General features: G+C 69.6%; 20 protein-coding genes. 10 read left to right on the forward strand and 10 right to left on the reverse strand.

Going from position 1 to position 22,567, the window contains the following annotated elements; genetic code table 11:
* Positions 1-288 precede the first annotated feature (288 nt).
* Positions 289-1,041, reverse strand: a complete 753-nt coding sequence (locus ABZV44_RS12725) for a hypothetical protein (RefSeq protein ID WP_354835360.1) — start codon at positions 1,039-1,041, stop codon at positions 289-291.
* 311 nt (positions 1,042-1,352) lie between these two features.
* Here ABZV44_RS12725 and ABZV44_RS12730 point away from each other — a divergent pair, with 311 nt between their 5' ends.
* From ABZV44_RS12730 to ABZV44_RS12740, 3 genes are all read left to right on the forward strand, one after another.
* The gene (locus ABZV44_RS12730; protein WP_354835258.1) at positions 1,353-2,576 is read left to right on the forward strand and encodes a histidine kinase; all 1,224 of its coding nucleotides are present in this window, start codon (positions 1,353-1,355) and stop codon (positions 2,574-2,576) included.
* Positions 2,577-2,702: 126 nt separating this feature from the next.
* The gene (locus ABZV44_RS12735; RefSeq protein WP_354835260.1) at positions 2,703-3,362 is read left to right on the forward strand and encodes a response regulator transcription factor; all 660 of its coding nucleotides are present in this window, start codon (positions 2,703-2,705) and stop codon (positions 3,360-3,362) included.
* A gap of 68 nt (positions 3,363-3,430) precedes the next feature.
* Entirely contained in the window at positions 3,431-6,061 is a 2,631-nt protein-coding gene (locus ABZV44_RS12740; RefSeq protein WP_354835262.1) for a protein kinase, read from the forward strand.
* Positions 6,062-6,079: 18 nt separating this feature from the next.
* On the opposite strand, the gene ABZV44_RS12745 is transcribed toward ABZV44_RS12740, so the two are convergent.
* Positions 6,080-6,349 (reverse strand): hypothetical protein, encoded by a 270-nt coding sequence (locus ABZV44_RS12745; RefSeq protein ID WP_354835264.1) that lies wholly within the window; start codon positions 6,347-6,349, stop codon positions 6,080-6,082.
* Between the two features lie 330 nt (positions 6,350-6,679).
* On the opposite strand from ABZV44_RS12745, the gene ABZV44_RS12750 reads away from it, so the two are divergent.
* Both ABZV44_RS12750 and ABZV44_RS12755 read left to right on the forward strand, forming a co-directional pair.
* The gene (locus ABZV44_RS12750) at positions 6,680-7,561 is read left to right on the forward strand and encodes a helix-turn-helix transcriptional regulator (RefSeq protein ID WP_354835266.1); all 882 of its coding nucleotides are present in this window, start codon (positions 6,680-6,682) and stop codon (positions 7,559-7,561) included.
* Positions 7,558-7,755, forward strand: a complete 198-nt coding sequence (locus tag ABZV44_RS12755; RefSeq protein WP_354835268.1) for a DUF397 domain-containing protein — start codon at positions 7,558-7,560, stop codon at positions 7,753-7,755. Before ABZV44_RS12750 ends, ABZV44_RS12755 begins: the two co-directional genes overlap by 4 nt.
* Positions 7,756-7,792: 37 nt before the next feature.
* Here the strand turns inward: ABZV44_RS12755 and ABZV44_RS12760 are convergent, their stop codons facing one another.
* Together ABZV44_RS12760 and ABZV44_RS12765 are read right to left on the reverse strand one after the other, a co-directional pair.
* Positions 7,793-8,017 carry a hypothetical protein gene (locus ABZV44_RS12760; RefSeq protein WP_354835270.1) on the reverse strand — a complete coding sequence of 75 codons (225 nt, stop codon included), beginning with the start codon at positions 8,015-8,017 and terminating at the stop codon, positions 7,793-7,795.
* A gap of 66 nt (positions 8,018-8,083) precedes the next feature.
* The gene (locus ABZV44_RS12765) at positions 8,084-8,578 is read right to left on the reverse strand and encodes a carboxymuconolactone decarboxylase family protein (RefSeq protein WP_354835272.1); all 495 of its coding nucleotides are present in this window, start codon (positions 8,576-8,578) and stop codon (positions 8,084-8,086) included.
* Positions 8,579-8,665: 87 nt separating this feature from the next.
* Here ABZV44_RS12765 and ABZV44_RS12770 point away from each other — a divergent pair, with 87 nt between their 5' ends.
* Positions 8,666-9,244 (forward strand): CGNR zinc finger domain-containing protein, encoded by a 579-nt coding sequence (locus ABZV44_RS12770; protein ID WP_354835274.1) that lies wholly within the window; start codon positions 8,666-8,668, stop codon positions 9,242-9,244.
* 591 nt (positions 9,245-9,835) lie between these two features.
* On the opposite strand, the gene ABZV44_RS12775 is transcribed toward ABZV44_RS12770, so the two are convergent.
* The 6 genes from ABZV44_RS12775 to ABZV44_RS12800 form a co-directional block, all read right to left on the reverse strand.
* Positions 9,836-10,867, reverse strand: coding sequence for an ATP-dependent 6-phosphofructokinase (locus tag ABZV44_RS12775; RefSeq protein WP_354835276.1), 1,032 nt, complete (start codon positions 10,865-10,867; stop codon positions 9,836-9,838).
* A gap of 70 nt (positions 10,868-10,937) precedes the next feature.
* Positions 10,938-11,891: a hypothetical protein gene (locus tag ABZV44_RS12780; protein WP_354835278.1), complete on the reverse strand. Its 954-nt coding sequence runs from the start codon at positions 11,889-11,891 to the stop codon at positions 10,938-10,940.
* Positions 11,892-12,086: 195 nt separating this feature from the next.
* Positions 12,087-12,866, reverse strand: coding sequence for a hypothetical protein (locus ABZV44_RS12785; RefSeq protein ID WP_354835280.1), 780 nt, complete (start codon positions 12,864-12,866; stop codon positions 12,087-12,089).
* A 163-nt stretch (positions 12,867-13,029) separates the two neighbouring features.
* Positions 13,030-14,874 (reverse strand): protein kinase, encoded by a 1,845-nt coding sequence (locus ABZV44_RS12790; protein WP_354835282.1) that lies wholly within the window; start codon positions 14,872-14,874, stop codon positions 13,030-13,032.
* Positions 14,875-14,931: 57 nt separating this feature from the next.
* Positions 14,932-15,585, reverse strand: coding sequence for a response regulator transcription factor (locus ABZV44_RS12795; RefSeq protein WP_354835362.1), 654 nt, complete (start codon positions 15,583-15,585; stop codon positions 14,932-14,934).
* 29 nt (positions 15,586-15,614) lie between these two features.
* Positions 15,615-16,949, reverse strand: coding sequence for a histidine kinase (locus ABZV44_RS12800; RefSeq protein ID WP_354835284.1), 1,335 nt, complete (start codon positions 16,947-16,949; stop codon positions 15,615-15,617).
* Between the two features lie 207 nt (positions 16,950-17,156).
* Between ABZV44_RS12800 and ABZV44_RS12805 the strand changes: the two genes are divergently transcribed.
* The 4 genes from ABZV44_RS12805 to gatB are packed head-to-tail and all read left to right on the forward strand — an operon-like array spanning position 17,157 to position 22,368.
* Positions 17,157-17,504: a hypothetical protein gene (locus ABZV44_RS12805; RefSeq protein WP_354835286.1), complete on the forward strand. Its 348-nt coding sequence runs from the start codon at positions 17,157-17,159 to the stop codon at positions 17,502-17,504.
* A 40-nt stretch (positions 17,505-17,544) separates the two neighbouring features.
* A complete protein-coding gene (locus ABZV44_RS12810) occupies positions 17,545-18,315 on the forward strand; it encodes an ABC transporter ATP-binding protein (RefSeq protein WP_354835288.1) in 771 nt (256 codons plus the stop codon).
* Entirely contained in the window at positions 18,312-20,828 is a 2,517-nt protein-coding gene (locus ABZV44_RS12815) for an FtsX-like permease family protein (protein ID WP_354835290.1), read from the forward strand. Before ABZV44_RS12810 ends, ABZV44_RS12815 begins: the two co-directional genes overlap by 4 nt.
* 25 nt (positions 20,829-20,853) lie before the next feature.
* Entirely contained in the window at positions 20,854-22,368 is a 1,515-nt protein-coding gene (gene gatB / locus ABZV44_RS12820; RefSeq protein WP_354835292.1) for an Asp-tRNA(Asn)/Glu-tRNA(Gln) amidotransferase subunit GatB, read from the forward strand.
* Positions 22,369-22,567: the final 199 nt, after the last annotated feature.

The raw sequence follows: 22,567 nt of genomic DNA on the forward strand, positions 1-22,567 counted from the left end.
GGAATTTCGCCCGCCCGAGCCACATTCGAGGCCCACCCCGGACCACGGCAGCGGAGCCTCCCGCCAGAGGTCCGGTCGGTTCCCCGTCCGCGGTGGGGGCCACTACCGCACGTACGCCGCTCGGGCCCTCCTGACCGGGGGATGGGAGGCCGGCAGCGGGAATTGCCGCATCCACCGCATGAGTCGGGATGAATCCGAGTTGATCGGCCGCAGTGGATGGTTCGTCCCGGGGTTCCGACGGGAGGGAGAGCTCGGCCTCGCGCGCGCCCGTGGTCTCGGGTGGGCGGGTCACAGTGCCACCGCCATGCCATCGAGTGCGTCGGGACCGTGCACATGCGCGAGGGTGGTCCGGCGGATGCGCGTGCGGCGCACGAGAATGGTTGTCGCCGTGGCCAGTCCGGCGGCGAGTCCGAGGCCCGCGAGGGTGAGGGTGGCGGGGGAGGGGGCGTCGCCGGAGTGCTCGAAGAAGGGCTCGTAGATGGGGGTGCCGTAGTCCTGGCGGATGGAGTTCAGGTCCACGGCGGTGGTGGCCACGCTGGCCATGACCTGACATTGAGCGCGCGAGACCGGGTTCTCGCGGGCGTCGCAGGCCGCGTGCATGCGTCGTTCCAGGGCGGCGTCCACGGTTTGCCGGGCCCACGGGCCGAGCGTCTGGCCGTGCGTGGCCGCGTAACGCAGCAGGTCGTAGCCGAGATCGTGGGATTTGCAGGCCAGATCGAATTCGGCGGGCAGCGGGACGGGGGAGGAGCAGTCACCGTTCGGGTTGATGAGCATGCCCGACTCGACCACCGGGCGGTATCCGGCCGTGGTGATGAAATCCTCGGGGATGAGCGTTGGATCAGGCTGTACGGCAACCGATTCCAGGATTCCGCTGCGGGCGGCGGCGTTCTCGGGCGTGCCGGGCCAGCTGATCACGGCCCCCGCGCCCGGGGCGAAAGCCACACCGGCCGAGCACATCACCGCCGCGGCCGCCGCGAGCGCACCATACCGGCGTTGCCGGGCCCGGCGGTCGTGGCCTGACACGCCAGGGCCGGGGGACATGGTGCTCATCGAGTCGTCGGCCGCCAGTACGTCAGCGGTCGTGGCGCGCGAGGTCTCTCGCATGGTGTCCGCTGCGCGGCCGGCAGCCGCTACGGGTGCGGTGGAACGGGTCGAGATCCGGCGGGAAGTCGGGAACGCTCTCATGGGTCTCGACGCTAGGAATCGGGCTCCGACCGGGGCCTCAGCCTGCGGGGCGGTTCCGCGGTGGGCGAGGCGGGGGAGACCCGCGCGGGTGTCGTACCGGGGTAGGGGGTGGGAGATCACTCAGGGGTATGAGGTGGGGGCGGCGCGGAGTCTCTACCGTCGAGGGCATGGTCGGAAATATGTCTGGGCAGGCCCGTGTCGCACGGGTGCGGCAGGTGTTCGACGGGTTCACGGTCCTGCTCGCGATCGTCTTCATCGCGGTGGCCTGGCCGACGCTGCATCTGACGCACAAGGTTCCGGCGGCGGCCGCGCCGTTCATCGCGGGCTTCGCCGCCTTCCCGATTCTGCTGCTGCGGGTGAATCCGCCACTGGGATGGGCGGTTTCGGCCGGTTCGGCGCTGATGATCGCGCTCGCGGTGCCGCATCAGCCGGGCAATTCGATCCCGTTCCAGGTGGTGCACATCCTGGTGCTGTTCGCCCTGGTGTTCGCGGTGGCCGTGCGCGCCCCCATCCGGATCGTGGCCGTGGTGTGGGTGGCGACCTCGCTGCTGTTCGCCACCGCCATGGCCCAGACCGGGGACAGCTTCGCCGAATCCGGGTTCGGCTGGCCGCTGGCCATCACCGGCCTGGTGGTGTTCGGCCTGCTCATCCGGTGGGTGGTGCTGTCGCGGCAGGCGCTGCTCAAGTCGGAGGAGGAGACCGAGCTGGAGCGGGCCCGCCGGGCCATCCTGGAGGAGAAGGCGCGCATCGCCCGCGACCTGCACGATGTGGTGGCGCACCACATGTCGATGGTGGTGGTGCAAGCGCAGACCGCGCCGTATCGGATCGGCGGGCTGTCGGCCGATGCCCGAGCCGAATTCGAGTCCATCGGCGTCGGCGCGCGGGCGGCGCTCAATGAGATCCGCGGCATGCTGGGCGTCCTGCGCAGTGACGGGCAGCTGCCCGAGCACGCGCCGCAGCCCTCGGCCGCCGACGTCCCGGGTCTGCTCGAGGGCGCGCAGCGCGCCGGGGTGCCGCTCACCTGGACCGTCGAGGGCAGCCTCGACGCCGTGCCCGATACCACGGGCCTGGCGCTCTATCGGATCGTGCAGGAGTCGCTGGCCAATGCGTCCCGGCACGCGCCCGGGGCGGCGGTGCGCGTGGACCTCACCTGTGCGGGCGAGCTGACCTTGACCGTCGCCAATGATCGGCCGATCGCGGTGCGACCGGGTGAGCACTCGGGCACGTCCGGCAGCGGTATCGCCGGTATGCAGACCCGCGCGGCCGCGGTCGGCGGCGTGCTCACCGCCTTGCCCCGGGCGGACGGCGGGTTCGAGGTGCGGGCCCGGCTGCCGCTGGCGCCCGCGCTGAGTGCCGCGGGCAGCGCGGAGGCGCTCGGCTCCGGCCACTGAGTCCGGGTTCGGGTCACCGCGCCGGGTCCGGCCGGGCGCGCGCGATGGCCGGGGTGCGAAGTCGTCGTCGCGCGGGCCGTTCCGGTCGGGGCATGGCAAACTCGGTGTCGTGCGTGAGGTGGGACTGTGGCGATAACCGTGTTGATCGCCGACGATCAGGCGATGGTGCGGCAGGGGTTCGGGGCGTTGCTCGCGGCGCAGCCCGACATCAGCGTGGTCGGGGACGCGGCGGACGGGAAAATCGCTGTGGCCGAAGCGAAACGGCTGCGCCCCGACGTGGTGCTGATGGATGTGCGCATGCCGGAGATGAACGGGCTCGACGCCGCCCGCTCGATTCTCTCCGCCGGGCTCGAACCGCCGGTGCGGGTGCTCATGCTCACCACCTTCGATATCGACGACTATGTGTACGAGGCCCTGGGCATCGGGGCCAGCGGGTTCCTGCTCAAGGACGCGCCCGCCGAGGAACTGGTGCGCGCGGTGCGGGTGGTGGCCGCCGGTGACGCGCTGCTCGCGCCGACCGTGACGCGCCGGCTCATCGCCGATGTCACGCGTCGCCGGGCCCGGCGCGCCCCCGCGCCGCAGCTGTCGGTGCTCACCCCGCGCGAGCGCGAGGTGCTGGAGCTGGTGGCGCGCGGCATGTCCAATGCCGAGATCGCCGAAAGCCTTTTTGTCGCAGAACAAACGGTGAAGACGCACGTGTCGAAGGTCTTCACCAAACTGAACCTGCGCGATCGGGCGCAGGCGGTGGTGCTGGCCTACGAATCCGGACTGGTGACCCCGGGCTGACCTGCCCGGACAGGGTTTCGACGGGTAGGCTCACGGACTTGTACGTCACCGGAAGGGGGTCGTAGCCAGTGCTGAATAGCGGTGACGTGTTCGCCGGGTTCACCATCGAACGACTGCTCGGACAGGGCGGGATGGGCTCGGTCTATCTCGCCCGGCATCCCCGCCTGGGCAAGTTGACGGCACTGAAGCTGCTGAACCGGGAACTATACGCGGACAGGGAGATTCGCGCCCGGTTCGAGCGCGAGGCGGATCTGGTCGCGCGGCTGGACCACCCCAATATCGTCGAGGTGTACGACCGCGGCACCGAGGACGAGATGCTGTGGATCTCCATGCAGTACGTGGACGGGGTGGACGCCGCCGGCATCAATGTCGCCACGCTGCCGCCCGAGCGGGCCGTACAGGTGATCGAAGGGGTGGCCAGCGCCCTCGACTACGCGCACGGCATGGGGGTGCTGCACCGGGATGTGAAGCCCGCCAACATCATTCTGGCCCGCGCTGTCGCCGGTCACGGCGAGCGCGTCTTCCTCACCGACTTCGGCATCGCCCGCCTGCGCGAGGACTCCACCCACCTCACCCAGGCCGGCATGTTCACCGCCACCCTCGCCTACGCCTCGCCCGAGCAGATGACCGGCGCCCACCTGGACCCCACCACCGACCAGTACTCCCTGGCCTGCGCCCTCTACTGGCTGCTGATCGGCGCCGGCCCCTACGACTCGCCCCACCCCGCCGAACTCATCCGCGGCCACCTCCAGCTCCTCCCGCCTCCCGTCTCCCTGCGCCGCCCCGGCCTCTCGCCCGCCATGGACGCCGTCCTCACCAAGGCCATGGCCAAACGCCCCGCCGACCGCTTCCCCACCTGCACCGATTTCGCCAAGGCCGCCCGCCGCGCCCTCTCCGGTCCGCCGGCCCAGCACCCCGTCCACCAGCAGCCCCTCCACCCCGCCTACCCCAATCTCCCCGCCCCCCAACCGAACTACGCCCCCCAGCCCTATCCCGGCCAGGCCTACCCGGCCCCACCCCAGCCCTACCCCGCCACGGCTCTGCCACCCCAGCCCGCGGCCTATCCCTCACCCCCGCAGCAACCGCCCGCGCCCAATTACCCCGCGCCGCAACCACAGTCCGCGCCCCCCGCCTCCCAGCAGCCCGTCAGCGCCCCCGGCTACCCGCCGCCGGCACAGTCGGCGGGTCCGCAGCCACAAGCCCCCGCGCCCGCTGCCGCCCCGACCTATGCCGCCCCGGCCTATCCCCCGCCCCCGTACCAGTCCTCCTACCCCGCGCCGGCACCGCAGGCCCCCGCGCCCGAGATTTCCCAGCAGCCGCCGGCGGACAACGACCGGGCAGCTTCGGGGCCGACCGCGCGCCCCTACCCTCCGACGCAGGGCCCTGCCGCCGGCTACTCCGCACCGCCGCAACCCCAGTCCGTGGGCGTGCCCGGCTATCCGGCGCCGCAAGGGCAGCCGATGCCTCCGGCCGCCGGCGTGCATGAGCCTGCGGCTCCAGCGGAGCCGACAGCTTCGGCCGGATCGACCGCGGGCACTGGCAGGGTCGCGGGTCCTGAACTGCCTGGTGCGCCGATTGAGGGATCACCTGCGCCGCAGGCGGTACCGGATGTCGACCCAACGGATGCCGGGTGGGCGAATCGGCCGCCGGATGTGGACGCGCAGGATGCGTCGCAGCGGCCGACGGATGTTGTTCCGCAGCCGGTGATTTCGGCGGGGCAGCCCGAGGAGTTCTCGACCGGGGGTGCGGCCGGGCCGGCAGTGTCGGATACCGACGGGCCGGAGCAAGCGGGATCCGCAGCGGCGAAGGAGGATTCGTCGGGTTCGGCGGGAGGCGGCGTATCGGAGCCCTGGGTTGCCGGCGAGACGAGCGAATCGGATTCGGGGGAGCAGGGTCTCGGAGGGGCCGCTGGGTCGCCTGGCTTCGAGGAGATCCTCGTCGAGCAGGTGACAGTGCTTGCGCAGCCCGTCGCGGCCGAGGTAGTGCCGCCGGCCACACTCGGTGGGTCGGCGATCGAGCCGACAGCGGCTGTGGGGGAAGGGGAGTCGGCTGGTGCGCCACCGGGTGTGATGGACGGTGCGGGTGAGATGTGGGTCGGTGAACCGATCCGCGGTGGCGAGGCATCGGAGTCGGCGAGGACGGATTCCGGTGATGCAGGAGGGACGCAGTCGGGTGCCGCTGCTGAGATGGAGTCCGGTGCTGCCGCCGGAGAAGTGGAGTCCGGTGCTGCCGGGGTAGGCGCGGCGGATTCTGGTGGCGCTGAGGATGAATCGGGCGGAGTGTCGCGGCATCGGGATTCGGGGGCGTTCGTGCCCGGTGAGGCCGGCATCTCCGGTGGCACGGATGGTGCCAGCGGAGCACGGAGCGGCGGCGGGGCGGAGAACGTTGGCGGGCCGACGTTCGATTCGGCGTGGTCCGAGTTCGCTGCGTACGAGCAGGTTTCGGGTGGTGTGGCCGATATGCCCGGTTCCGAAAGCTCAGTCGCCGGGATGCCGGGATACGGCGGTTATGGGGGTATGGCGCAGGGTGGGCCTGGGTACGGTGTGCCGCCCTATCCGGGGAATCCGGTGCGACCCGGGCTGATTCCGACGTCGCAGCGGGCCGAGGCGTCGCAGCTCACCGCCGTGGTGGTGCTGGGGCTGGCGGTGGTGGCGCTGGTGCTGCTGGTGGTCGTCGCCATTGTCGTCGTGTCGGGGTAGGTGCGGGCGTAGGTCGGGCTACGGGGCCCATCGAACTTCGGTCGCGGGGCTGGGGTTGGCTCGGGGGCCGAGGACCATTTGGCCCTTGTCGACCAGTATTTGGCGGGCGCGGCGGCGCACCAGGCAGTTGTCCACGGTGCAGAACTTGTGGATCTGCATGGCTTGATGGGCCTGGGTCAGGGCCAGGTCGCCGGGGTCCATCGTGCAGTCGAACAGATACATCATGGTGTCCACCGGGGGCAGCGCAGGGGGCTGGACAATTCGCGGTCCGGCGCTGGTGCTCGGCATGCGGCGCATCCGCGCCGGGCCTCGTCAAGCCTATCGAGATTCATGAGGCGCCACACCGCATTCGGATCCCTTGCCACGCCCGGTCATACCGAGCGACCGCGGAGCGGTCGGGGAGGGATTGGGTGCGCCCGGCTCGGGGACGAGTGGGTCCAGAGATATCAGGGCTCCGGTTCTCACCGGGCGCGACTCCAGTCCAGCACCGTTTCGGCGAACCGACAATCGAAGCCCCGGCGCGGTGGGAAAACTTTCCGAAAGCGCCAGGTCAGCATTCATATCGCGTGGGAGCATCATTCGCAGTGACCGAAAACCGCCTTCGTGGGGGAGGATTCGATGTCGGAGCATGGTTCGACTCTGCCGCGTCGTCAACTGGGGCGATACCTGCGGGAAGGCCGGATGCAGTGCAATATGACGATCGCCGAGGCGGCGGCGCTGATGGAGTGGAGCGAATCGAAGCTGCAGCGGCTGGAAACCGGTAATGCCGAGAAGATCCGAGTCCTCGATGTCCGGGAATTGTGCCGAATCTACGACTTCGACGACGAGTTCAGCTCCGCGCTCACCGGCCTCGCGCAACAGGCCGGCGTCAAGTCCTGGTGGCACGAATACGACGATCTGATTCCCGAGGGTTTCAATATGTATGTGGGCCTGGAGGCTTCGGCCCGCGCCCTCATCTCCTATCAGCCGGAGATCATCCCGGGACTGTTCCAGACCGCCGAGTACGCACGGGTTCTGATCAATGATTACTGGCCGGATGCTGGGCGCGACGAACTGGACCGCCGCGTGCAGTTGAAGACGCGTCGTCAAAGCCTCTTGACGCGCAAGCGAAGTCCGGCTTCCTTCGATGTCGTGGTGCACGAAACCGCATTACGTCGCACTGTCGGTGGCCCGCACGTGATGGCCGCGCAGCTGCGACGCGTCGCGGACATGTCGACACTGCCGACGATCGCTGTTCGTGTACTACCCTTCTCGGCGGGCGTGCCGATCGGCCATACCGTCGGCCCGTTCGTGATCCTGGATTTCGGCCCGGACGCGGGCAACCGGTCTGTCGAACCCACGGTCGTCTACCTGGAGAACTTCCTCGGTGACCTCTACCTGGAGAAGCAGGCCGCGGTCGACCGATACCGCGAGGCATACCAAGCGATCCAGCGCGCCGCGCTGGACGAGACGACCAGCAGAGACCTCCTGCGGAGGGCGGCGAAGGAGTATGCGACGTGAGCGTCGAACCCGGTGTCCGGTGGTTCAAGAGCGCCCGCAGCACCGGTGCGAAGGAATGCGTGGAAGTCGCCTTCCTCTCCGGTGGCGTCGGAGTCCGGGACAGTAAGAACCCCAGCGGTCCGACCTTGATCTTCCCGCCGGCGGACTGGGATCGGTTCACCGCCGCCCTGGCCGCCGGGCGGTTCGACGACTGAACCTCGGCCCGGCGGAATCCGGTGGCGGCACTGGGAATCAGGCCGCGCGGGAGGTGGCGGCGCGGGCGGAGTTGAGGGTGATCGCGGCAGCGTTCCAGATGGCGTAGGCGCTCACCGAGTAGGGCACCCAGGTCGGGTGGTGGATGACGAGCAGCACGATGGTGGCGACGGCCAGCGCCACCGCGCGGATGACGATGCCATTGTGGAGCAGGCTGCGCAGCACCTGCGCGTCGACGAGGCTGGTGTTCTTGACGGCGTTCATGATTTCCGACCTTAAGGATTCGCGCGGCGTCCCGGAGGGGTCCGATCGCGCCAGGAATAGGACAGATCAGGCGGCGGGCCAGTCGTTTTCGGTCTCGCCGACCTTGTTGACGTAGTTGGTCAGGGTCTGCAGGGCGACCAGGGCGACGATTTCGAGCACCTGCTCCTGCGTCCACCCCGCGGCCAGTGCGGCGGCCGGATCGGCCTTGCCCCGGCTCTCGGTCAGTTCGCGGGCGAAGGCAACGGCCGCAGCCTCTTTCGGGTCCGCGGAGGTGCCGCCCTTGGCCGCCTCCACCTCGGCGTCGCTCAGCTTGGCGACCCGCTTGCCGGTGAAGGTGTGCGCCGCGACGCAGTAGCCGCAGTCATTGGCCGCGCCGACGGTGAGCGCGATGCGCTCGGAGGTCGGGGCCGGCAGCGTGCCCTTCTTCAGCGCGCCGGACAGCCCGAGGTAACCCTCCAGTACCACGGGCGCGTTGGCCATCACCTTGGTCATGTTCGGCACTCGGCCCATCCGCTTCTTGACCTCGTCCAGCAGGGGTGCGTTGTCGATCGGGGTGATCATGGCGTCCTCATCTTTCTAACGGAAGATCGTGCTTTCACACGTTAGAATATCATGGAACAAAAGCGCAATACCCGTTAGAATGTGACCATGGTCGATCCCTTGGCACTCCGTTTGGCGAACACCATCCGCGCCACCAGCCGTGGCCTCACGGACGCCTTCGGCACCCCCGAATCCACCCGTGAGTGGCTGGTCGCCAATGCCGCGAATGTCGGTGTGTACCTGGACCTCGAGGCGTACCTGCCCACCGAGGACGAGCGCGCCGCCCTGGTGGACCTGCGGCAGAACGTGCGCGCGCTGTTCGCGGAATACGTTGCGCCCCAGCCGCCCAGCTCCGCCGACGCCGCCGTGCTGCCGGCCTTCCCGGACGCACTGGCCGCCGTCAACCGCGCGGCCGCCCCCGCGCTCCGGCTGCTGGCGTGGGACGACACCGGTCCGCACACCGAGCACCGGCTGCTGACCTCGGACGACCTGGCCACCGTCATGGCCGGACTGGCCGACGCCACCATCGAGTTCTTCGCCGGCACCCAGGCCGCCCAGATCCGCGTCTGCCCAGCCCCGCGCTGCGTGCGCTATTTCCTGAAATCGCATCCGCGCCAAGAGTGGTGCTCGGTCGCATGCGGCAACCGCGCCCGCGCCGCCCGCCACTACGCCCAGCACCGCGACTGAGTTCAGCGCACCGACCGAGCCCAGCGCCGCGACCGAGTCGAGCGCCGCGACCGAGCCCGGTGCCGCGACTGAGCCCAGCGCCGCGACCGAGTCGAGCGCCGCGACCGAGCCCGGTGCCCCGACCGAGTTGAGCGCCGCGACCGAGCCCGGCGTCCCGACCGAGCCCGGCGCCGCGACCGAGTTGAGCGCCGCGACCGAGTCCGGCGTCCCGACCGAGTTGAGCGCCGCGACCGAGCCCGGCGTCCCGACCGAGTTGAGCGCCGCGACCGAGTCCGGCGTCCCGACCGAGTTGAGCGCCGCGACTGAGCCCGGCGTCCCGACCGAGTTGAGCGCCGCGACCGAGCCCGGCGTCCCGACCGAGTTGAGCGCCGCGACCGAGCCCGGCGTCCCGACCGAGTTGACCGCCGCGACCGAGCCCGGCGCCGCGACCGAGTTCAGCACCGAGACTGGGTCGAGTGCCGCTACTGGGTCGAGGGCGGCGACTGAGTCCGGGGCTGCGGTGGATCCGCCTCCCGCAACGCGAAGCGGCCCTCGCACCGACGGGTGCGAGGGCCGTATGCCGCAGTGTGTTTCGACTCGGAGCGAGCCGGCTCAGCCGAAGAAGGCGGCCGCCTCCCGGTACCGATCCTGCGGCACCAGCTTGAGCTGCTTGGTGGCCTCCGACAGCGGCACCAGTTCCACCTCGGTGCCGCGCAGCGCCACCATCTGCCCGAATCGCCCGGCGTGCACGGCTTCCGCGGCGTGCACGCCGAAACGCGTTGCCAGCACACGGTCGTACGCGGTCGGGGTGCCGCCGCGCTGCACGTGCCCGAGCACCGTCACCCGGACCTCCTTGCCGATGCGCCGTTCGATCTCCGGCGCCAGCTGCTGCGCCACGCCGGTGAACCGCACATGCCCGAATTCGTCGATGCCGCCGTCCCGCAGGGTCATGGACGTGGGATCGGGGTGCGCCCCCTCGGCCACCACGCAGATGAAGTGCGAATCCCCGCGCTGGAAGCGGCGTTTCACCATGGCGCAGACCTCGTCCACGTCGAAGGGCACCTCGGGCACCAGCGTCAGGTGCGCGCCGGAGGCGATGCCGGAGTTGATGGCGATCCAGCCCGCGTGCCGCCCCATCACCTCGACCAGCATGACGCGCTGGTGGGATTCGGCGGTGGTGTGGATCCGGTCGATGGCCTCGGTGGCGATGGAGACGGCGGTGTCGTGGCCGAAGGTGGTGTCGGTGCAGTCGATGTCGTTGTCGATGGTCTTGGGGACGCCCACCACCGGCACGCCCTCGTCGGCCAGCCAGGAGGCGGCGGTCAGCGTGCCCTCGCCGCCGATCGGGATGAGCGCGTCGATGCCGTTGTCGTCGAGGGTCTGCTTGATACGGGGGAGTCCGGCGCGCAGCACGTCCGGATTGGTGCGCGCGGTGCCCAGAATGGTGCCGCCCTTGGTGAGCAGGCGATCGGTGCGGTCATTGTTGAGGATCTGGATCTTGCGATCCTCGAGTAGGCCACGCCAGCCGTCCTGGAAGCCGACGATCGCATCCCCCCAGCGGCCGTTCGCGGTACGAACGACAGCACGGATGACGGCATTCAGGCCTGGGCAGTCTCCGCCTCCGGTCAAGACTCCGATGCGCATGATCCCCATCTTGCCCTGAGATCGGCGGCCTGTGATCCCCGCCCCCGTGAACCGCGGGTTACGGTTTCCGCTAGCCGGCGGTGCAGGTACCGCCCTTGAGTTCGTCGAGGTGCTTGCCGATCAGGGTGGCGATCTTGGTGAGGATCGTGGTGCCCTCGTCGAAGGAGCCGGAATTGGGCTGGGTGGCAACCGCGATGGCGATCTGGCCGCCGTCCACGGGGATCAGTCCGAATTGCCGCACCAGGTAGTTGCCGCTGGGATCGGGTCCCCAGCCGCCCTTGAAGATGGCGCCGTCCAGATTGCCCAGCCCCCAGCGCTGAGTGGAGCTGATCTTGCCCATCAGCGACGTGACGTCGTCGGATTGCGCCAGGCAGGGGAGTTTGGCGGCGAATTTCAGCTGATTCGCCAGTGACCATTCGGCCTGGCCGAAGGCGGAGTAGTCGGCCCGGGCGCGGGTGGCGGGCACGGTGGTCTCGGTGTCGCCACCCTCGCGTAGCACGTCCTGGACGGTCTGGGCCGCGGCCTCGGGGGTCCCCAGCGACTGCCAGAGGGTATCGGCGGCGGAGTTGTCGGAGTATTCGATGGCATTGACCGCCGCCACCTGATTGCCCGCACTCTTGCGCAGCGCCGCCAGGGTCAGCGGGACCTTCATGGTCGACCAGCCGGGCCCGGAGCTCCAATCGCCCAGGGCCAGCACCCGATCGGTGCCCACCGGCATCACGGCCAGCCCGACCTTACCGGCCAGCGACGGCTTCAGATCATTGGTGAAATCCCAGGCCAGCGAGCCCGGCAGCGCCATGACGGTGGTGGGGCTGGCGGCGCTGGGCGCGGCCGCGGCCACGGTGGTCTTGTCCGGGACCAGCACCGGCTTGCTGCTGCACGCGGTCAGCGCCCCGACCAGCACGGCCAGCGCTCCGCATCCGCGCGCGAGCCGCCGTCCGCGCCAACGGGATCCGTACCCCGCATCGCGTGTGCTGTCCAGTGCGTCGCGCTGGTCAGCGTTCCGCGAATACGGTGCGTGCACCCCGTAACCTCCATCTGCCCCGGTATCCGGTGCGTTCCCTGTTCCTAGCGGACGCATCTGGACCCGTCAATCGCAAGGATTGTTGTGGGTCGGGACACTGGTGGTCAAACCCGGTGGGTATGGACGTTTTTCACCGGCTCACGCCCGATTGGGGGTGCACGCTGGGCATTTTGAAACGAATACGCGCCGAATGTGTTAGCGCGAGCAGAGTCCGCCGTGCAGGTCGGGCAGATGGTCGCCGACCAGCAGCGCGAGCTTGTCCATCATGTCCGTGGCGTCGTCGAAACTGCCCGAGGTGGGCTCGGCCGCCAGCGCCACCGCCACCGGTCCGTTCAGCGTCGGGACCAGCCCGAACTGGCGGACGGTGTACTTGCCGGTGTCGTCGTCGGGACCCCAGCCGCCCTTGAATTCCGCGCCGATGAGCCGGCCCAGGCCCCAGCTCTGGCTGGGGGTGATCTCACTCATGAGTGAGACCACGGAATTGGCGCGCGGCAGGCAGGGCAGCCGGGACGCGAAGTGCACCTGATCGGCCAGCGACCAGTCGGTGGCGCCGAAGGCGAGCAGATCGTCGGACTCCAGCGCGGCCAGCTTGGTGTGGCGCGCGGCGACGTCGGTGGTGGCGTCGCCGGCCTCGCGCAGCACCGCCTCGACCGCGTCGGCGGCCTCGCTGCCGGTGCCCAGCGAGTTCCAGAGCGCCTGTGCCGCATCGTTGTCGGAGAAGGTGATGGCGGCCTCGGCGGTGGAGCGCATGCCCACCGGATCGTGGCGCAGCGCGGCGAGCGCCAGCGGCACCTTGATGGTGGACCAGGCGATGCCGGTGCTCCACTCACCCAGCTGGGTCATGTCGCCCCCGCCGACGGGCATCACCGCCACGCCGACCCGGCCGTCCAGGGTGGCCTGCAGATCGTTGAAATCCGCTGCGAACGCGACGGATTTCGGCAGCCCGAACAGCTCCGGCAAATCCGGTCCGATCATGCTCGGGACCGGTAGCGCGGAACTGTCGCCGACCGGCTTGATCTCATCGGACTGCGCCGAATGACGCTGTACAGCACCGAGATTCGGGCTACAAGCGGAAACGGCCAGGACAGCCGCCAGTGCCAGCCCGCGCACAAACCCCTTGCGACAAGCTGGAATTGGATCAATAGACATACACCACCGCGTTCTCGCCACCGACGCAGGTCACCAATTTGCCTGCGGCCGTGCAGTTCATCGTGTAAGACCGGCCGGTCACCGGGCTCACTGCCATCACACTAACTGCCGAAGCCTGCCGACCAGAAGCCGCGTCGGCATAGGCTCGGCGCACCTCTTCCGCGAAAGGGCAGGTAGTGACCGTGTTTCCGATCGCGGAACTGGCGTAACCGCCGAGCGCCGCATACACCGGTGGACACGACGTCGCTCCCGCCGGCAGTTGCACAGTGGTGGGAGCCGGGGTCGTCGCCGCCGGGCCCGCCTGCTGCGAGCGCGGCGCGGTAGTGCCCGGAACACCCTGTGCTGCCGTCGTTATGGGTGCTTCGTTGCCCGAGCGGTCCAGGACTTGCCAGCCCACCGCACCGGCAACGGCGGCCACCGCGACCGCCAGCACGCCGATCGCCAGCGGCGCCGCGATCGACTTGCCCTTGCTCCGTTTTCCGGGCCGGCGCGGCGGCGGCTGGACGATGGGGTGATCCGCGGTCGGGTACAGCGAGGGATCGGGCGCCGGCGCGTACGGGAAATCCCGCTGCTGCGCCTGGGCATGGCCCCAGACCGCCTGCTGGTGGGCGTCGGCCGGCAGCGGCGTGTAGTGGAAGTCGCTGACCCGCACCCGGGTCGGATCCGACGGCAGGATGACCGGCAGATCCCCTGTGGGCGAAGGTTCCTCGGCGGCCGGAAAGGATCCGGTGATGTAGGCCGGGATCGCCCCGGTGTTCAGCCCGAGCCCGGAACCGGGTTGCCGCACAGTGGGATCAGGTTGCCGCACAGCGGGATCGGATTGCCGCACAGTGGGATCGGCATTGCGGCCCGCGGCGGGCGTCCCGCCCGGCATGACCGTGGTCGGCGGCCCGGCGGGCGCGCCGGTCGGCAGCACGGTCGTCGGTGGCGGGCCGACCGGCGGACCCGGCGGCACGGTCCGGCCCGGTCGGGGTTGCCCGGCGGGCGCGGGCACCGGCTGACCACCGGCCAGCGCCGCCCGCGCGGCCCGGGCGAATTCGCCTGCGGTGAAGAACCGGTCGTTCGGATCCTTGGCCAGCGCCTTGGCCACCACGGCATCCAGCGCGGGCGGAATCCCGCCGCGCAGCATGCTCGTCAGCGGTGGCGGCTCCGACAGATGCGCGCGGATCAGCACGCTCATGTTGTGCGCCGGGAAGGGTTTGTCGCCGGTGAGGCACTCGTGCAGCACACAGCCCAGCGAGTAGATGTCGGCGCGCCCGGAGACCGGCCCGGCGTCGAAGCGCTCGGGGGCCATGTAGGCGTAGGAGCCCACGGCCGTGCCGGTCACGGTGATCGTGGAATCGCCTTCGGTGCGCGCGATGCCGAAATCCGCGAGATATGCGAAATCTGCATCAGTCACAAGGATGTTCGCGGGTTTGACATCCCGGTGCACCAGCCCCGAGTAGTGCGCGGCGTCCAGCGCCGCGGCGATCTGCTCGATGATCCCGATGACCCGCAGCGGCGGCAGCGCGCCGTACTGGTTCAGCAGCGAGCGCAGATCCTGCCCGCGCACCAGCCGCATATCGATGTAGAGCACACCGTCGATCTCGCCCCAGTCGTGGATGGGGATGATGTGCGGCTCCGCCAGCCGTGCCGCCGCCTGCGACTCCCGGCGGAAACGTTCCTGGTAGGAGGGGTCTTTCGCGAGTTCTTCCGGTAGCAGCTTGAGGGCGACGACCCGATCCTTGGAGGTGTCGTAGGCCTCGTAGACCTCTCCCATGCCGCCCCTGCCCAGCAGCGAGCGCAACTCATACGGCCCGAATCTGCTTCCGGCCCGCGATGGCGGTGCATCCACCCCGTCCAACCTCCAACTCTCGGGAGGGAAGCAGACGAGGACCCGCGACCCACCCCTCTAGGAGGTGGATTCTCCCGGTGCCACTACGCCGTGGTCAAACGCAAAGACGATGGCCGCTGCCCGGTCGCGTAACCCGAGCTTCCCGAAGATATGTCCCACGTGGCTCTTCACCGTTACCTCCGAGATACCGAGTGTGCGCGCGATCTCAGCATTGAGGCGGCCGCGGCCGATGAGCTCGAGCACCTCGAGCTCGCGAACGGTCAGCTCGGACAGGCGATCGCCGCCGGGTGCCGGCGTGGGACGCGCCGAGCGATAGGTGGTCAGCACCCGCGGCGTGACCGTCGGGTCCAGCCAGGAGCCGCCGGTGGCGACGGTCCGCACCGCGCGGATCAGATCCTCGGCGGGGGAGTCCTTGAGGATGAACCCGGCCGCGCCCGCCCGCAGCGCGCCCGACAGCAACTGGTCGTCGTCGAAGGTGGTGAGCACCAGCACCGGCGGCGCGTCCACGACTGTCCGCAGCGTCCGGGTGGCCTCGATGCCGCCGATCCGCTTCATACGCAGATCCATCAGCACCACGTCCGGGCGGTGCGCGGTGACGGCCGCGGGCACCTCGTCCCCATCCGCGCACTCGCTCACCGTGAAACCGTCGCGGCGGCGCAGGATTCGGCGCAGCCCGCCGCGCACCAGCTCCTGATCGTCGACGACGAGCACGCCGATCGGCTCGTCGTCGGATCGGTCGATCACGTACCCTCCTGCGGGGTCTTCTGGGTCATGGACAGCAGTACGGAGCGCAGGTTCTGTTCCGCGGCAGCGATACAGGGCATCTGCCCGGTCGTCGGAATCCGGGCGGACACCTGCCAACCGTCGTCGTGGGGTCCCGCGGTCAGGGTGCCGCCGAGGACGGCCAGGCGCTGGCGCATGCCCGAGATGCCCATGCCGCGACCGGGCCGCAGCAGCGCCCCAGGGGGCAGGGTATTCGTGATCGTGACATCAATATGTCTGGCGCAGACCATCATTCGAACCTGAGCCTGTGCGCCGGGGGCGTGCTTGGCGATATTGGCGAGGGATTCCTGGCAGACCCGGTACAGCGCCAGCCCCAGGGCGGCCGAGACCTGCCCGCGATCGCCTTCCGAGCGGAAGTCGATCGTCATGCCCGCGCGGAGGAAGTCCGACACCAGATCCTCGATGTCATCGAGGCCGGGTTCGGGCGTCTGGGGCGCATGGTGCCCGTCCAGCAGCCCGACCGTCCGGCGGATGTCGGCCATGGCCTGCCTGCCCAGCCGCTCGGCGTCGGCGAGCGCGTCGATCGCCTCGTCCACATCGCGGTCGGTCTGCAGCGCGTGCCGGGCGGCGGTCACGTGCAGCAGGGTGACGCTCAGTGAGTGCGCGATGACATCGTGCACCTCACGGGCGATGCGACGGCGCTCCTCGCCGGCGGCCTGCAGGGCGCGGACCTCCTGGTAGTCGCGTTCCTGATACAGGTAGCGGCGCTGGTAGTTCAGCAGCTGCCCGGTGAACCAGCCGAAGAGGATGCCGAGCGTGAACCAGGTCAGTCCGTCGATGTGCCCGACATATCCGAAGAACATGATCTCCGCGATCATGCCCAGGCCGATGACCGTGCTCACGGACGTCCGGGTGATGGCCGCGACCTCGCCGGTCACGACGATCAGGATGAGCGGTGCGACATCCAGCGGCACCGGCTGCATCAGGAACAGGGCCACCCCGGCCATGGTCAGCGAGGCGAGCAGGACCGGGCGCGGCGGGAGGTTGAGCACCACGCACGGCGGCCCGGTCAGATAGATGACGAGCAGCGCGGCCAGGGCGAGGAAGCCGGGGAAATAGCCCGCGGCCACTCGCTGGGCGAAGGCGATCGTGCTGAACGTGTAGAGCATCACGTCCACCAGCACGACCATCGAGACCGGGTAGTCGAAACCGGTCTCCTCCACCCAGCGCCGGTATTCGCGGACCGGGTTGCGTACGAACCGCCGGGACCGGACATCGGCTTCGTGCAGCCATTCCCGTAACTCCTGCAACGCGTGCCCGACCGCCTCGGGGGTGGCGCTGGTCACGTTCATTCTGCAAGGCTATCCGTCGAAGCAGACCGCGTACATCGTCCGGCGGCAGGGGCACGTCTCCTACCGGAGTAGGAGGTCAAGTCGCGTCCGCGGCACGAAGACAGGGGTATCGGAGCGATCGTAGTTTTGGGGCAACGGCATACGCGCCCGCCCGCAAAGCCCGGGTGCACACAACGCTGGAACCCAATTCAACGGAAGGTTGGCGCCATGTCCTGGGCAGACCTACACGCTCGTACCGACATCCTGCACGTCGTTCTCGATCGGGCAGCGCGCAGTGACTTCGAACTGAATCCCGCTGATCCCAAGCTGTTCGACGATATCCCGGAGCTGCAGCGCCTGTTCGGCGGTCCGGACGGGGTATTGCTCGCACTGCGCAATCGCTGGGAGAACCATTTGACCGTGAAGATGGAAAACGCAATGGAGAAGGGCGTTTTGGCGATCGAGGTGTACGCGGAGCTGTGCGCCGAACAGCCGGCCCTGCGCGCGATCCTCGACACCTACGACACCGATCGGCTGTATTTCGGCCGTCCGCGTGCGCGAGCGCTGGCCAGCTGATAGACACCGGCTGGTATTGATCTGCAGAGGGGAACGACCAATGCTGGAATTGACCGACGTCACCAAGGAATACCGGGTGGGCGAGCAGACCGTGCGCGCTCTGGACGGGATCAGCCTGCGGATCGGTGCGGGGGAGTTCACCGCCATCGTCGGTCCTTCCGGTTCGGGCAAGAGCACCCTGCTGCACCTGCTCGGCGCGCTGGATTCCCCGGACAGCGGGTCGATTCGATTCCAGGACAAGGAGATCAGCGACCTGGACGACGACCGGCAGTCCGAATTCCGCAGGCACCGCGTCGGTTTCGTCTTCCAGTTCTTCAATCTGCTGCCCACGCTGACCGCCTGGGAGAACGTCGCCATCCCGAAACTGCTGGACGGCACCGGATTACGCAAGGCCAAGCCGCGCGCGCTGGAATTGCTCGACCTGGTCGGGCTCGGCGAGCGCGCCGAGCACCGGCCGGCCGAACTCTCCGGCGGCCAGATGCAGCGGGTCGCGGTGGCGCGGGCGCTCATCATGGATCCGCCACTGATCCTGGCCGACGAACCGACCGGCAACCTGGACTCCAAGACCGGCGCCTCGATCCTGCAGCTGCTCGCCGACATCACCGAGGAGGGCAACTCCGTGGTCATGGTGACCCACGACATGGGTGCGGTGCGCTACTGCGACCGGGTGATCAACCTGCGCGACGGGCAGATCGGGTCCATCGACCGGGTCGAGCGCGGCGATGACGGCGAGGTGCGGACCGTTCCCGAGCCGGGCCGCAACGGCTCGGTGCCCGCCGCCACCGACGACGCCGGGGCGGTGCACGCATGATCCGCGCCGCGCTGGATCGGCTACGCGCCGAGCTGGATCGGCTCCGCCTGTTCAATATCGGTGAGCTCTTCGCCCACCGCGGCCGCACCACCATGGCCATGGTGGTGATGGGAGTGTCCGCGGGACTGCTGGTTTCGGTGTTCAGCATCTCCGGCTCCATCACCGGCTCGGTGGACAAGCTCACGCACAGCCTGGGCGGCAAGGCGGTGCTGGAGGTCAGCGGCATCACCGACGCGGGCTTCGATCAGCAACTGCTGCAACAGATCCGGTCCGTGCCCGGGGTCGGCACGGCGGTGCCGATGGTGCGGCAGTCCATCGGGGCCGACGACAAACGGGCCCTGCTGGTCGGCGCGGACCCCTCCGCCGCCCAGCTGGGCAGCGACCTCGGCGGCACGGTGACCGATCAGGCGAGCAAACTGCTCACGGTCGGCAACGGTGTCCTGGTCGGCTCCGCCATGGGCTATCGGGAGGGCGACAAGCTCCAGCTCGGCACCGTGACGGCCACCGTCGCGGGCGTCATCGACGACTCCACCGCCGCCAAGATCAATGGCGGCCACATCGCGATCGCGCTGCTGCCGGTGGCGCAGAAGATCACCGGCCGGGCAGGCCGGCTGGACTCCGTGCAGATCATCGCCGCACCGAATGCCGATGTGGGCCAACTGCGTTCCGACCTCACCAAGGCGGTCGCCGGCCGGGCCGTGGTCGCCGATCCGGATCTGCGGACCGCGCAGGCCGGCGGCGCGGTGATGCTGGTGCGCTACTCGACGCTGGCCTCCTCGGCCTCGGCGCTCGTCGTGTCCTCGTTCCTCATCTACAACGCCATGAGCATGGCCGTGGCGCAACGCCGCCCGACGCTGTCGCTGCTGCGGGCCATGGGCGGCAAGCGCGGTCCCGTGGTGCGCGATCTGCTCGCCGAGGCCGCGATCCTCGGCCTGTTCGGCGCCATCAGCGGATCCATCATCGGAATCTTCATGGGCCGCACCGCGATCCGGCAGCTGCCCGCCGCCATCGTGAACTCCGTCGAGTCGCGCACCGAGTACGAGGTGCCCGGTTACGCGGTGCCGGTGGCGATTCTGGCCTGCGTGCTGGCCAGCGTCGCCGCGGCGGCGATCGCCGCGCGCCAGGTGTACAAGGTCGCGCCGATCGAGGCGCTGGCCCCCGTCGGCGTCGGCGCGGCCGACAGCGTGAAGCCGGTGATCCGCTGGGCTGCAGCGATTCTCGGTCTGATCATGGTGTCGGGTGCGGTGGTCGTGGCCGAGGCGGATCTGGGCCGGCTCTCGATCGGGGCGATCTCGCTGTCCATCGCCGGCGCGGTCGTGCTGTGCTTCGCCGCCACCGAGCCCATCGTGCGTGCGGTCGCCGCGGTGGCCCGGGTCTTCGGCGCGCCCGGCGCCCTGGGCGCGACCACCATCGAACGCGCACCGCGCCGGGTCTGGGCCACCGTCATGACCGTCATGATCGGCGTGACCGCCATCGTCGCCATCGGCAATGCCAGCCGCAATATGGTCAGCGCCGCGACCGACAGTTTCGAGGGCCTGGCCCGCACCGACGTGTTCGTCAGCCCGACCGCCATGGAGCAGTTCCCCACCGGCCCGCTGCTGCCGCCGGACCTGAAACAGAAACTGAGCGCCATCCCCGGCGTCGGCGAAGTCGGTTCGGCCCAAATGGCTTTCGCCACCCTGGGCCGCGGCCGCGTCATGCTGCAGGCCTTCGAGGGCGGCGTGGCCCGGACCTCGGTGCTGGACAGTGTGAGCCAGGCCGACCAGGCGCGCATGGCCACCGGTGCGGGTGTCGTCATCTCCCGGGACGTGGCCCGCACACTAGGCGTGCACGAGGGGTCCGACCTGACCCTGCCCACCCCGACCGGTGAGCACCGGGTGCAGGTGCTGAAGGTGGTGCCCTACTTCTCCGCTATCGCGGGCGTGGTGGCGCTGGACCTCAACATCATGCGCGAGTGGTACCAGCGGCCGGGTGAAACCATCATCGGCATCGACTTCGCGCCCGGCGCGGACCATGCCGCGGTGATGGCGGCCGTGCGGGCCGCGGTCCCGGCCGAGTTCCACGTCAGCACCGGACGCGATGCGGTGACCGCGATTTCGTCCAGTGTCCGGCAGGGCACCTCGATCAGCGCGGCCATCCTCTGGATCGTGGTCGTGGTCTCGGCGGTCGCGCTGCTCAATACATTGATGTTGTCGGTGCTGGACCGCCGCCGTGAACTCGGGGTGCTGCGGGCCATGGGCACCAGCCGCCGCTTCCTGCTGCGCACCGTGCTCACCGAGGCCGCCGGCATCGGAGTGACCGGCGCGGCACTCGGATTGGCTATCGGCTCGGCCGTGCACTACCTGGCCACCATCGCGCTCGGGCACGCCATCGCCATGGACATCCGCTATCAGGCCAGCCCACTGCTGGTGGCCTACGCCGTCATCGCGCTCGGACTGTCCCTGCTCGGGGCCATCCCGCCCGCCCTGCGCGCGGCGCGGCTGCCCATCGTGGAGGCCATCGCCGTGGACTGATCGGCGAGTAAATAGGATGGAGCGCATGAGCGCAGCGACCGTGGACTTGATGGACTACTCCGATGTCATCGACCGGTACGAACCGGTGCTCGGCATGGAGGTACACGTCGAGCTGGGCACCGCGACCAAGATGTTCTGCGGCTGCCCGACCGTATTCGGCGCCGAGCCCAACACCCAGGTGTGCCCCGTGTGCCTGGGCCTGCCGGGCTCGCTGCCGGTGGTGAACGAGAAGGCCGTCGAGTCCGCGATCCGCATCGGGCTGGCGCTGAACTGCTCCATCACCCCGTGGGGCCGGTTCGCGCGGAAGAACTACTTCTACCCGGACCAGCCCAAGAACTACCAGATCAGCCAGTACGACGAGCCGATCGCCACCAACGGGCACCTGGATGTGGTGCTCGATGACGGGTCGACCTTCCGGGTCGAGATCGAGCGGGCCCACATGGAGGAGGACACCGGCAAGTCGCTGCACGTCGGTGGCGCGACCGGCCGCATCCACGGCGCCTCGCACTCGCTGCTGGACTACAACCGCGCCGGCGTGCCGCTGATCGAGATCGTCACCAAGCCCGTCGAGGGCGCGGGCGAACGCGCCCCCGAGGTGGCCCGCGCGTACGTGACCGCGCTGCGCGAGGTGCTCAAGTCCCTGGCCGTCTCCGACGTGAAGATGGAGCAGGGCTCGCTGCGCTGCGACGCCAACGTCTCCCTGATGCCCAAGGGCGCCAAGGAATTCGGCACCCGCACCGAGACCAAGAACGTGAACTCGCTCAAGAGCGTCGAGGTCGCGGTGCGCTTCGAGATGCGCCGCCAGGGCGCGGTGCTGGCCGCCGGCGGCTCGGTGCTGATGGAGACCCGCCACTTCCACGAGACCGACGGCACCACCTCGCCCGGCCGCATCAAGGAGACCGCCGAGGACTACCGCTACTTCCCGGAGCCGGACCTCGAGCCCATCGCGCCCGACGCCGCCTGGGTCGAGGAACTGCGCGGCACCATCCCGGAGTACCCGTGGCTGCGACGCACCCGTATCCAGTCCGACTGGGGCCTGTCCGCCGAGGTGTTCCGCGACCTGGTCAATGCCGGTGCGCTGGACCTGATCATCGCGACCGTCGACGCGGGCGCTTCCGTGGACGCCGCCCGTTCCTGGTGGGTCGCCTACCTGACCGAGAAGGCCAAGGAGCGCGAGGTCGCGCTCGAGGACCTGCCCATCACCCCGAAGCAGGTCGCCGAGGTGGCCGGGCTGGTCGAGGCCAAGACCATCAACAACAAGGTCGCCAAGCAGGTCGTCGACTTCGTCCTCGCCGGTGAGGGCGAGCCGGGCCAGATCGTCGAGGCCAAGGGCCTGGGCATGGTCTCCGACGACTCCGCGCTGCAGGCCGAGGTCGAGAAGGCCCTCGCCGCCAGCCCGGACATCGCCGAGAAGATCCGCTCCGGCAAGGTGCAGGCGGCCGGCAAGGTCGTCGGTGACGTCATGAAGGCCACCCGCGGCCAGGCCGACGCCGCCCGCGTCCGCGAACTGGTCCTCGCGGCCTGCGGAGTCGAGGGCTGACACCTCCGAAACAGCCTGTGGCGCACGCCCGATGCGGTGCGCCACAGTCCTGACTGACTCCACCCATTCTCGAATCGGGGCGGGGGCCGGGGCGCGCCCCGCCCCCCCCCACCCGGTGTCGTAGGGGTTTGACGCCAAACCCGCGGGGGGTGCAAAAGAGGCGGGGGGGTGTTTTTGTTTGTCTATAGAGGTGGGTTCG

Origin of the sequence: Nocardia sp. NPDC004860, from assembly GCF_040609015.1 — a bacterium.
Lineage (GTDB): Bacteria > Actinomycetota > Actinomycetes > Mycobacteriales > Mycobacteriaceae > Nocardia.